Origin of the sequence: Lysinibacillus sp. FSL P4-0201, from assembly GCF_038593425.1 — a bacterium.
Taxonomy (GTDB): domain Bacteria; phylum Bacillota; class Bacilli; order Bacillales_A; family Planococcaceae; genus Lysinibacillus; species Lysinibacillus capsici.
Map to the genome: position 1 here is coordinate 4,533,854 of NZ_CP151995.1, position 11,319 is coordinate 4,545,172.

The window sequence follows — 11,319 nt, forward strand, 5'->3', positions numbered from 1 at the left end:
CTGTATGTGCGACGTTAAGGTATACTTAAAAATAATATAAAATATAGGAGAACAATATGCGTATTAATAAATATTTAAGTGAAACAGGCATCATATCTCGTCGTGGTGCTGATAAATGGATAGCAGAAGGAAAGGTAACAATTAACGGAGAACTGGCAACGGTTGGTAGTCAAGTTGAAACAGGAGACATTGTTTGCGTGGATGGAAAAGAGGTAAAGAAAGAACAACAGCTTGTTTACATTGCTCTAAATAAACCTGTCGGCATTACAAGTACAACAGAGCGTCATATAAAAGGCAATGTTGTTGATTTTGTCAATCATCCTCTACGTATTTTTCATATCGGGCGTCTTGATAAGGAATCAGAGGGGCTATTATTATTAACGAATGATGGTGATATCGTCAATAAAATTCTACGGGCTGAAAATCATCATGAAAAAGAATACATTGTTCAAGTTGATAAGCCTATAACTGCGCAATTCATCCAAAAAATGGGTGAAGGTGTCGATATTTTAGATACAACAACCTTACCATGCCATGTGGAAAAGATTTCAGATAAAGTATTTAAAATCATTTTAGAGCAAGGCTTAAACCGCCAAATTCGTCGAATGTGCTCAGCACTAGGGTATTCAGTTAAGCGTCTACAACGCATTCGTATTATGAATATTAAGCTTGGTAATTTAAAGGTAGGGCAATGGCGTGATTTAACGGAGAAGGAACGAACAGAACTATTCAAACTACTCAATTACACACCAAAATAGATACATCCAAAGGGAGGGACGAGGACTATGATATCCATTCAAAGCACAGAACAACTAACAGGGGTACGAATTAGCGCGGATTATTGGGATTTAGATGAACTAATTAATGCTATTTATAAAGTAACTGGTGACGAAAATAAATACTATGATTATCAGGGTCCTCGACTACGTATTTTAAGCGTTTGCTATAAACTAAGACATGCTATGCTTGGTGAGCATCACCTAGAGTTTGTTAGTAATGGACTTAATAAGAGCGTTCTAACACAACATGAACTCATCTTTCCAAATAAGAATGTCTATTTTTCAACAGAAATTCTTTGGCCAGAAATTATCTTTAGTGCAATCGCATTAAATGATTTTATTGAACTGCACCAAAAATTAAACAATGCTTCTATATGGAATCATGAGATAGCTATTATACGTAAATTTCAAGCGGCTATTGCTGAATGTTTAGAGCAGGAGGTAAGTGACGAAGATTATGTTGTGTTTTTAAGAATGTTACATGCTAAAAACCCCTTAACTTTCCGTTTTGCAACTCAGTACGTGGATATTCTAAATCTAGAGTATATTGAATTAAGTAAAGAGGAACGTCAGGCACATTTAGCTGCATTTGCTGTGCGATTAATGGTAGAGGACCATGAATATGTAGCATTAAAATCCCACCTGATGGAAGCAGCTATGGCAACGAAACAAGCATTACATGATATTCAAATTCAACTTAATTATCCTGAAGAAATACTGTGGTGAACGAATCATGCCGTCTCAAAATAATTGAGACGGCTGTTTTTCTATTCAATTATTTTGTAGGCCATTTTATAAATAACTTCCTTGTGCTGAGGATATTCTGCTAAAAGCTCTTCCTGTGTGAACAATTCAAAGTCCTCAAAGTCAAAGCCTGGCGCCACCATACATCCGACTAAACTAAACGTCTCAGATTCCTCCACCGACGAGCCGAAAATTGTATGCTTTGGTACTGCAAGCTGAGGGACTTCCCCCGCTTCTATATTCAAGCCAAGCTTCTTCGCTTCATATGTCCCATCTGGGAAAATCATATGAACTGTTAGTGGGCTTCCTGCGTGATAATACCATAGCTCGTCCGATTGTAGACGATGTAAATGTGAAATATCCTGTGAGCGCAGAAGGAAATATATACTAGTATAAATCGGTCTCTGTACATCTCTCACTGCTATATCGTCCGATGCACGAAACGATGAAATGTAATAGCCTCCTTCAGGATGTTCGGCTAACTTTAAATGTTCAATAAAATATTGTGCTGAATACTTCAAAAAGCATCACTCCTTTTTTCAACCTTACCAAAAAGTAAAGTGGAAATGCTACCTCTGATTTTCTTTCAACATACAAGCCAAAAAGGACATCTCAACATGAGATGTCCTACCATTTTTATAACCCGCCTAAATAAGCTGCCTTTACTTGCTCGCTCTCTTGTAGCTCTTTTGCTGAACCAGATAAAACAATACGCCCTGTTTCAAGTACATATGCACGGTTAGCGACAGATAATGCCATATTAGCATTTTGCTCTACAAGTAATACGGTTGTTCCTTCTTTATTAACCTGCTCAATAATATTGAAGATATTTTTCACCATCAACGGTGCAAGACCCATCGAAGGTTCATCCATTAATAACAGTTTTGGTTTTGCCATTAAGGCGCGCCCCATCGCCAGCATCTGCTGTTCCCCACCAGACAATGTACCTGACTGCTGTTTTCGGCGCTCTAATAATCGTGGAAATAACTCGAAGACATGATCCATATCTTTCTTAATACCTGCTTTATCATTACGCAGATACGCACCAAGCTCTAAGTTTTCCTCAACTGACATATTGGCAAAAACACGGCGTCCTTCTGGAACGTGAGAAATCCCTGATTTAACAATAGTCTGTGCCGCTTTCCCAGCTATCGAAAAGCCTTCGTATTCAATAATGCCACCTTTTGGCTTTAATAAACCTGACAATGTCTTTAAGAGCGTACTTTTTCCAGCACCATTTGCACCGATTAACGTTACAATTTCACCCTCGTTTACTTCTAAAGAGAGGCCCTTTAATGCTTGGATGTTGCCATAAAAAACATCGATATTTTGTACTTTTAGCATTAGCCGATAACCTCCTCTCCAAGGTACGCTTCTATTACCTTTGGATTGTTGCGAATTTCTTCTGGTGTCCCGTCAGCGATTAATTGTCCGTGATCAAGTACGTAAATGCGCTCACAAATACCCATAACTAAGCTCATATCATGCTCAATCAGCAATATTGTTAAACCGAACTCTTTACGAATAAATGCAATTAGCTCCATTAAATCGTGAGTTTCTTGTGGGTTCATCCCTGCTGCTGGTTCATCCAATAGAAGCAGTTTGGGATTTGCTGCTAACGCACGAGCAATCTCTAAACGACGTTGCATCCCGTATGGCAAATTCTTAGCTAGCTCATCTTTATAGACATCTAAGCCAAAGATTTTTAAGAACTCAATGGACTGTTGCTCCATTTCGGCCTCACCTTTGAAATGCGTAGGTAAACGGAAAATAGAAGCCCACATAGAATGCTTTGCAAGTGAATGATTGGCTACCTTTACATTGTCAAGAACAGATAGCTCTTTAAATAATCGAATATTTTGGAACGTACGGCTGATCCCTTTCTGTGTAACCTGATAGGGTGCAAGTCCATTCAATTTCAGACCATTAAAAGTAATTGTACCTTCCGTAGGTGTATATACCCCTGTTAACATATTAAAGCTAGTTGTTTTTCCAGCTCCGTTTGGCCCAATAAGTCCTACCAACTCGCCTTGGTTAAGGTACATATTAACACCCTGTACTGCCTTTAAACCACCGAATTGAATACCCATATTTTCAACATTGATAAGAAGGTTTCCAGTCATTATTTCGTACCTCCCTTTTTACCAAACTTAAATAATTGTGTTATCTCTTTCGTTCCCATTAAGCCTGTTGGACGATAAAGCATCACGATAATTAATACTAAACTGTAAATAATCATACGCGTTTCTGGGAAGTTTGCTAGATAAGTAGACACGACTGTTAGGAAAATCGCAGCAATCACTGAACCAGAAAGACTTCCTAAACCACCAAGTACAACGTAAATTAAAATATCAAATGATTTTAAGAAACCGAATGTTGTCGGTTGAATAATGTAAAAGTTATGTGCAAAAATGGCTCCTGCTAGACCTGCGAAGAAAGACCCAATCGCAAATGCAACAACTTTATAGTAAGTTGTGTTAATACCCATCGCATCTGCTGCTATTTCATCTTCTCGAATGGAAATACACGCACGCCCATGACGAGAATTTGTAAAGTTTGAGATAACTAGAATCGTTAACACTACGCCAAAGAATGCGTATGTCCAGTTCGATAAATATTTAACCTGCATCCCTGCTGCGCCACCAACATAATCCGTATTTAAAAAGATAATACGAATAATCTCTGCAAATCCAAGTGTAGCAATCGCTAAGTAATCCCCTTTTAAACGAAGCGTTGGGATCCCTACGATTAAACCAGCAACTGCTGCTGCAGCAGCCCCTAATAGGATGGCCAATGGGAATGGTAACATTAACTTTGTTGTAATAATAGCGGATACATATGCTCCAACTGCAAGGAACCCAGCATGCCCAATTGAAAACTGTCCAGTAACACCAATAACAATATGCAAGCTGACAGCCAGCATGATGTTAATACACATTGTGATCAACATATTTTTATAGTACAAATCAATTACTTCTGTTGTAATCAACAATTGTACAACTGCATAGATGACTAGCGCTATTACGGCATAGCCCCAGAAAACTTTAGACTTTTTCATAAAACCGCTCACCTACACTTTCTCACGGGCGTTTTTACCAAAGATACCCGATGGTCTGAAGATTAAGATTAAAATTAAAATAACGAATGCCGCTGCATCACGCCATAACGAGAAGCCAAGTGCACTTACTAAGGACTCTACAACACCTAGTAACATACCACCAACCATAGCGCCTGGGATGATACCAATACCACCAAGAACAGCTGCGATAAATGCTTTAACCCCAGGAATAACACCCATTAACGGGTCAATTTTTGTATAATAAACCCCAAAGATAACACCTGCTGCACCAGCTAAAGCTGAACCAATCGCAAACGTTGCAGAGATTGTATTGTCAACGTTAATACCCATTAAGCGAGCTGCATCTGCATCGTGGGAAACAGCACGCATCGCTTTACCGATTTTTGTTTTATGTACGATGAATTGTAAAAGAATCATCAGTACAACTGCGACTGATAAAATTAAGATGGAAGTACTGCTGATTTGAACGCCAAAAATATCTAGTGATTTATTTTTGAAAACTTCAGGATATGCTGCCGGTTGAGCACCTCTGAAGAAAATTGTTGTATATTCAATTAATAGCGATACACCTATCGCTGTAATTAAAGCTGCGATACGTGTCGCATTTCGTAAACGTTTATAGGCAATACGTTCAATTAATACACCAAAAATTGCACAAACTAACATCGCCAATAATAATGCTGGGAAGAAACCAAGCTCCCATTTAGCAATAGCGTAAAAGCCAATAAATGACCCAATCATGAAGACATCACCATGAGCAAAGTTAATCAGCTTGATAATACCGTATACCATCGTATACCCTAACGCTATTAACGCGTAGATACTTCCAAGTGAAATACCGTTCACAAGTTGCTGTATCCATTCCATGCGCATTCACTCCTTTAAATTTTCTGAAAATTGAAAAATAAGTACATAGGTCGATACTAAAAGTTATGTTTTGCTCTACGATTCTAGTTATCTAACACACAAAAAAGGAAGGCGTGTTTACCCGCCTCCCCCTTGCTTACAAAACATTAAGGATTAACTTTAGAGTTGAACACTTGTTTACCGTCTTTAAATTCAAGAACTGTTGCTGTTTTAATTGGGTTATGATTTTCGTCAACTGAGAAAGTACCTGTTACTAAAGAAAGATCTTTTGTTGCAGCTAATTCATTTTTAATTGCTTCCCCATCTGTAGAGCCTGCACGTTTAATTGCATCAGCAATGTAGTAAATTGTGTCATAACCAAGTGCGTTGAATGCGTCAGGCGCTTTGTCACCATTTGCCGCTTTAAATGCCTTTACGAAATCTTGAATTTTTTGATCTGGGTCTTCAGCAGAATAGTGGTTTGTGATGAATGTGTTATTCAATGCATCCGCGCCAGCTAATTCAATTAAAGTTGGAGAATCCCAACCATCAGCACCCATCAGAGGTACATCAATGCCCATTTCACGTGCTTGTTTAACAATCAAACCAACTTCTTCATAATATCCAGGGATAAAAATAAAGTCTGGATTTGCGGCTTTAATATTTGTTAATTGTGTACGGAAATCTGTATCCTTCGCTACATAAGCTTCTTCTTTTACAACTTTTCCGCCACTCTTCGTAATCGTTTCTTTAAAGGATTTTGCTAAACCTTTTGCATAGTCTGATGCATTATCTGCAAAAATAGCTACATTTTTCGCATCTAGCTCACCTGAAGCAAAATTAGCTGCTACAATCCCCTGGAATGGGTCAATAAAGCATGTACGGAAAGCATATTCATTAACACTGCCATCCTCATTTACCGTGATATTCGGTGCTGTACCAGAACCCGTAACAATAGGAATTTTATTATCATTTGCAATTTGAACAGTAGCTACTGTATTACCTGAAGTTGCAGGTGCTAGCATTGCTACTACTTTATCCTGCGTTGCTAGTTTAATAGCAGCTGAAGTTGCTTCAGAGTTCTCTGATTTATTATCTACTTTAATCAGTTCAATTTTCTTACCATCAATACCGCCAGCATCATTAATTTCTTTTACAGCCAGTTCTGCACCTAGCCCAATAGAGGAACCATAAGATGCTACATTCCCTGAAAGCTCTAAGTTGGCACCGATTTTAATTGTATCGCCATCAGATGAACCTCCGCCTGATGATGAGCCTCCGCCAGAACTTGAATCGTCTCCGTTACCGCAACCAGCAAGAACACCAGCAAGTAATGAAGATGCTACTAAAAGTGAACCGAACTTCTTAAGCTTTTTGCTCTCTCTCATAATTAAATTCCCCCTGAAAATTTCTCAAATATTAGATATTTCTGATAATTATAAACAATTAAATTCATTTACTCAATAGCCAAAATAATTATTTATAACTATCTAAAAACAAAAGAAAATATTATTCATATAAGCCTTTTTCATTGTAAAACATTCTTTATATTTAGTCTAGAGTGATTTTTCAGTATAATTAGTTATTTATGAATTATCTTTTAATTCAAACTATAGACTAGTACAAAACTATCAGATGAAATTGTTTTTTCACAATAAAGTCTAGTTACTTTAGAGAAACCTCCATCTATTAGAATTATTTCCCTGAAAATAATCATAAGACTACAAGTAGCTAACTGCTTATACCTGTACTCTAAATAGTTAAAAGCTTAGAGTGGGTTTCCCCATACTCTAAGCTTTTTTTAATTCAAAGACACAAAGGCGCTCATTAATATTTGTTTCATTTTCTAAATGCACTTCATGAAGCAACTCAAATGGTGTTCCATGATGTAAAAATTGTAAATAATCGTAAGGCGGATAATATAAAATTATATGAATATCTCGCATTCGGTGCTCATAGGATTTCCAAATATTGTGAATGACTGTACGAAAAATATGGATTGAAAAAGGATTAAAAAAGAAAAACACATTATCACGTGACTTTATTTCATATGATTCGGCTATTGTATGAATAAACTTAATAGGGGCATGTGCTCTCATTTTTTGAAGATAACTACGTTTATTTTCTTCAGCCTCCGTATAAAACCCTGCATCCATTTCTATCCCAATAGTTGGTATATGGAACTTATGGTGCACATAAATAGGAACTCGCCCTTTCCCGCACCCCATATCAATAAATACTGGATTGTCAGGCATCTGATACGCAGCGAATAATTGCTCCAATCCTCTGTAGGGTGTTGGCTCATAACGATGATAGTGTGCAAGCTTAGGAAAGCCATATTGCTCTCCCACCGTGTTTATATGCAAATGTTTATCAAATTGCTGTTCATTCATATGAAAGGACTCCTCAGAAAAGAATGCTTTATTTTAACACGATAAAAAGCAAAAACCATACCCAAAGATATTGGATATGGTTATTTTCTAACGACCTCTACGTTTAAATTTAACAACAAAGAGAAGTGCGAGAAGGAGTAGCACTAAGCATGTAATGGCTGTAAACATTGTATTTTTATCAATAACAGGCTCGTGATTCGCAGCTTCACTATTCGCACCAGGCATTCCCATTGGGGCTCCATTTCCATCAGGAGGTTGCATTTGTTCTCCATTTTGTCCATTTCTCGGACCCTCGCCCTCTCTATTAAAAGGTGGGCTCTTTGATGGATCAAAGTCCTCTGGTAGCTGACTTGGATCAAAATCATCTGGCATCCAATCCATTTCACCATTTTCACTTGGTATTGGCATACCCATATTGCCCTGAGAAGACGTAGATGCTTCCACAACAAGCTCCCCAGACAGTTGCCTTAATATAGATTCTGAGCGCTGTTTGGCAAATTCCGGCAAGCTATTTTCACCTTCAACTGCTTCTAAAAACTGCTCCGTAGTAGAGAATTTGGTTGGATCCGCCTCCACATAAGTAGTTAATAAGACAGCTAACTTTTTAGTAATGGATTGCACATACTCTTCTGTTAAATAAGTTGTCGCTAGTTCTTCTAAATAACCTTCATATTTGTCACGATATTCATCATTCGAAAGCAATGCCTTCAAGAGTGGCCGCTCCTCTAATGTTGTGCCAGAAACAGGTGTTGTCACACTAAAATTAATAGCACTATCATTTATTAGATTGCCCGACATGCCCATGCCCATGTCAACGCCGCCACCTCGTTGTTGCTGCATACCCCCATCGCCAGTTTGATCGGGTTGTCCATTGTTTTGTGCCACTGGTTTTTCCATATTAGTAGTAACGTCAGCTTGATTTTCACCGTTTCCTCCTGCTATTCTACCGCCTCCAGCCCCAAAGCCACCAAAGGACATGTTGTAATCCCAAGGAATAATAGAAAACACACCGTTCTGTTCATATAAATAATAGTTATGTTTCATATTCCCTTGATAACTATCTAAATTCACAAGTGCTGTGTTGACGGCAAAATAACGTAACATTTCATCCACATCGATATACTTTTCTATGTCTCCACCATTATTAATTGCGTCTAGCATTTCAACTAATTTGGATTGATTAATATTACCTTCATTTGTTTTTAATCCGATACCTGTATAGTCTTCGATATCGTCGCTAATATATTTTAAATCGCTGCCTGTCCCATCTGGCTTAAATAGAAAACCATCATTAGAGCCGTAATTATTAGCCAGGAATGTCTCATCCACAGCTTCTACCCCTAAGAACAAACCCCGCTCCTCACCATTCACTGTGACATACATATAGGAGTGTGCTGGTGTTGATAAACCCATTTGCTCCATCAGTTCATAGGAGATATACTCTCTCATTAATGTAGAGTCACTATAATTATTGTTTAAATTTAATTTTTTTAAGCCATACAAGCTTTGTGTATCATCATAATAATCAAAATCGATTTTTAAGCTATAGCGATCTGAGTCACTATTGACAACCGATCGTAATGATAGATTGCCCTTTGTACGAATAGCAACATTCTCAACTTTCTTGCCGTTTACTGTAATATCTGCTTGTTTTAATTCTTCAGCAGAAGCATTTTCGAGCATGTCAGCCCAATCTTCCTCAGCAATTTCAATATCAACTGTTGTTACTTTATTGCTATTAAATACTATATTCTCATAGGAGAACTCAGAATTTTTCGTTTCAATGCCTACATTTGGAAGTACAGCATATATCACGACAAAAAGAAGGAGTAAAATCACCATGCATAGATAGACAATTCGTGTTTTAATCATAGCCGTCACCTCTCATCGTAGTTCTATTTGTTAATGAGGTCATTACGCTGTGAAATTCCCATCATAGCTCAGCATAATGGCTGATTTTACACCAGCTACCTTTGTTAGTTCATCCATCAATTTTGCATCATTTTGTTTTACACGAATTTCATAAGTTGTTTCGATTTCATTCAGTTGCATAATGGATTTCGATTTGAGAGCGAATTTTTTTGTTTGCGCAGCAATAATTCGCTCAATTTCAGCATTAGCCAATTCCTCTTCAAACTTTACAATTAGTAAATACGGATTTTCTACCGTTATTTTATTAACGAATATTAGCAATACAAGTCCGATTAATATAGCACCAATAATCACTAATGGAATAAAGCCAGCACCACATAAAATACCTGAAACAATTGCCCAGAAAATATAGACTAAATCCATGGGATCCTTAATAGGTGTACGGAAACGTACAATAGATAAAGCACCAACCATACCAAGTGACAGCAGAACATTTGAACTGATTCCCATAATCACTAGTGCTGTTGCCATTGTCATTATAAGTAGTGAGATATTGAAGGAATGTGAGTAAATGACTCCATTAAAGGTCTTCTTATAAACAGCATAAATGAAAAGCCCAATAAAAAACGCTACTACTAAACCAATAATTGAATCGATTAATGAAAATGAGGTTGTTTTTTCTAAAAAGTTGGATTTAAAAATATCACTAAATTTAATTGTATCCATTGTTCATTCTCCTTTATTATTAGCCGTACATACGACTAAGTTGATATTTTGAATAGGCCTCAGCACGAGTATCCACTGACTGTAGTAAATATTTGATGATGTCTGGTAGATATTCATCGTACTTTACCTCTAAAATTACAAGATTCGGCTCCAGCACATCGACCATAGGCAAGTTTTGATTAAACATATCCGTGTTGCGTAGACTCGATTGCACCTTACTATCAAATGTCACACGCACATTGCCAAACGGATAGATATAGGCTTCTCTCTCGTAATCAACTACCGTAGTAGGTCGCAACTGGTTGTAATTCATCTCATGATATAAATCTCGAATTAGCGCTCGGTCATCATTCTCCATCCAGGCTATCTCGCCAATACGTAGTTTTTCATACTCAGCTTGAGATATTGAACATTTTGTTTTAAAGGTCACATTGTTACGCTTACTCTTCCGCTCAATATTAATAACATTATTAGACTTGCCGTATATGCGTACTCGATATTTATCTCGATTAATAAAGCCTTCTTTTTTCTCATTTAACACTTTATTGGCAAAATTATCGAAGTACGTACTACGAATTAAATATTTACCGTCTAAGCCAGCATGATGATCACGCTGCATAACATGCTGAAGCTTGGCTTTTAATAATGCATAATCTGGATAAGAGATCGCTTGCTTTATTTCTTGGCGACCATTTGGATTAAATGAAGTAACTATTGGCATTTCATCACTCTCCCTACTTGTATTAGTGTCAGACTGACTAACCTTTAATGCTGCTCGTCCCTTTGTTCATTTCCCGTCTACATCGTTTACTATAAAGGGCTTTTGTGTCAGGCAGATGTCAGCTTTACAAATTCTTCAACTCTCTTTTACAAAACAAAG

The 11,319-nt window shown here is 37.4% G+C and carries 12 protein-coding genes; 2 read left to right on the plus strand and 10 right to left on the minus strand.

Features of this window, described 5'->3' with window-relative positions; all coding sequences use genetic code 11:
- Positions 1-56 precede the first annotated feature (56 nt).
- Positions 57-758 carry a 23S rRNA pseudouridine(2604) synthase RluF gene (rluF, locus tag MKY76_RS22915; RefSeq protein ID WP_342557196.1) on the plus strand — a complete coding sequence of 234 codons (702 nt, stop codon included), beginning with the start codon at positions 57-59 and terminating at the stop codon, positions 756-758.
- Between the two features lie 27 nt (positions 759-785).
- Entirely contained in the window at positions 786-1,505 is a 720-nt protein-coding gene (locus MKY76_RS22920) for a hypothetical protein (protein WP_342557197.1), read from the plus strand.
- Positions 1,506-1,546: 41 nt separating this feature from the next.
- Here the strand turns inward: MKY76_RS22920 and MKY76_RS22925 are convergent, their stop codons facing one another.
- The 10 genes from MKY76_RS22925 to MKY76_RS22970 form a co-directional block, all read right to left on the minus strand.
- Positions 1,547-2,044 (minus strand): cupin domain-containing protein, encoded by a 498-nt coding sequence (locus MKY76_RS22925; RefSeq protein WP_048395517.1) that lies wholly within the window; start codon positions 2,042-2,044, stop codon positions 1,547-1,549.
- 115 nt (positions 2,045-2,159) lie between these two features.
- Positions 2,160-2,867 carry an ABC transporter ATP-binding protein gene (locus MKY76_RS22930; RefSeq protein ID WP_048395515.1) on the minus strand — a complete coding sequence of 236 codons (708 nt, stop codon included), beginning with the start codon at positions 2,865-2,867 and terminating at the stop codon, positions 2,160-2,162.
- Complete coding sequence (locus MKY76_RS22935) at positions 2,867-3,646, minus strand: ABC transporter ATP-binding protein (protein WP_048395513.1); 780 nt, start codon at positions 3,644-3,646, stop codon at positions 2,867-2,869. The genes MKY76_RS22930 and MKY76_RS22935 overlap by 1 nt, the downstream gene beginning before the upstream one ends.
- A complete protein-coding gene (locus MKY76_RS22940) occupies positions 3,646-4,581 on the minus strand; it encodes a branched-chain amino acid ABC transporter permease (protein ID WP_048395511.1) in 936 nt (311 codons plus the stop codon). The genes MKY76_RS22935 and MKY76_RS22940 overlap by 1 nt, the downstream gene beginning before the upstream one ends.
- Before the next feature lie 12 nt (positions 4,582-4,593).
- Positions 4,594-5,469: a branched-chain amino acid ABC transporter permease gene (locus tag MKY76_RS22945; protein WP_016992164.1), complete on the minus strand. Its 876-nt coding sequence runs from the start codon at positions 5,467-5,469 to the stop codon at positions 4,594-4,596.
- A 146-nt stretch (positions 5,470-5,615) separates the two neighbouring features.
- The gene (locus tag MKY76_RS22950; RefSeq protein WP_016992165.1) at positions 5,616-6,836 is read right to left on the minus strand and encodes an ABC transporter substrate-binding protein; all 1,221 of its coding nucleotides are present in this window, start codon (positions 6,834-6,836) and stop codon (positions 5,616-5,618) included.
- Between the two features lie 402 nt (positions 6,837-7,238).
- Positions 7,239-7,841, minus strand: coding sequence for a class I SAM-dependent methyltransferase (locus tag MKY76_RS22955; protein ID WP_257962052.1), 603 nt, complete (start codon positions 7,839-7,841; stop codon positions 7,239-7,241).
- An 87-nt stretch (positions 7,842-7,928) separates the two neighbouring features.
- Positions 7,929-9,713 (minus strand): CotH kinase family protein, encoded by a 1,785-nt coding sequence (locus MKY76_RS22960; protein WP_342557198.1) that lies wholly within the window; start codon positions 9,711-9,713, stop codon positions 7,929-7,931.
- Positions 9,714-9,755: 42 nt separating this feature from the next.
- Entirely contained in the window at positions 9,756-10,439 is a 684-nt protein-coding gene (locus MKY76_RS22965; RefSeq protein WP_342557199.1) for a DUF4956 domain-containing protein, read from the minus strand.
- A 19-nt stretch (positions 10,440-10,458) separates the two neighbouring features.
- Positions 10,459-11,160, minus strand: coding sequence for a polyphosphate polymerase domain-containing protein (locus tag MKY76_RS22970; RefSeq protein ID WP_342557200.1), 702 nt, complete (start codon positions 11,158-11,160; stop codon positions 10,459-10,461).
- Positions 11,161-11,319: the final 159 nt, after the last annotated feature.

Excerpts from the sequence above, each read along its gene's own strand:
- MKY76_RS22950 (WP_016992165.1), bottom strand. The coding sequence starts at position 6,836 with ATGAGAGAGAGCAAAAAGCTTAAGAAGTTCGGTTCACTTTTAGTAGCA.
- MKY76_RS22960 (WP_342557198.1), bottom strand. The coding sequence starts at position 9,713 with ATGATTAAAACACGAATTGTCTATCTATGCATGGTGATTTTACTCCTT.
- MKY76_RS22970 (WP_342557200.1), bottom strand. The coding sequence starts at position 11,160 with ATGCCAATAGTTACTTCATTTAATCCAAATGGTCGCCAAGAAATAAAG.
- MKY76_RS22965 (WP_342557199.1), bottom strand. The coding sequence starts at position 10,439 with ATGGATACAATTAAATTTAGTGATATTTTTAAATCCAACTTTTTAGAA.
- MKY76_RS22920 (WP_342557197.1), top strand. The coding sequence starts at position 786 with ATGATATCCATTCAAAGCACAGAACAACTAACAGGGGTACGAATTAGC.
- MKY76_RS22930 (WP_048395515.1), bottom strand. The coding sequence starts at position 2,867 with ATGCTAAAAGTACAAAATATCGATGTTTTTTATGGCAACATCCAAGCA.
- MKY76_RS22940 (WP_048395511.1), bottom strand. The coding sequence starts at position 4,581 with ATGAAAAAGTCTAAAGTTTTCTGGGGCTATGCCGTAATAGCGCTAGTC.
- MKY76_RS22955 (WP_257962052.1), bottom strand. The coding sequence starts at position 7,841 with ATGAATGAACAGCAATTTGATAAACATTTGCATATAAACACGGTGGGA.
- MKY76_RS22945 (WP_016992164.1), bottom strand. The coding sequence starts at position 5,469 with ATGGAATGGATACAGCAACTTGTGAACGGTATTTCACTTGGAAGTATC.
- rluF (WP_342557196.1), top strand. The coding sequence starts at position 57 with ATGCGTATTAATAAATATTTAAGTGAAACAGGCATCATATCTCGTCGT.
- MKY76_RS22935 (WP_048395513.1), bottom strand. The coding sequence starts at position 3,646 with ATGACTGGAAACCTTCTTATCAATGTTGAAAATATGGGTATTCAATTC.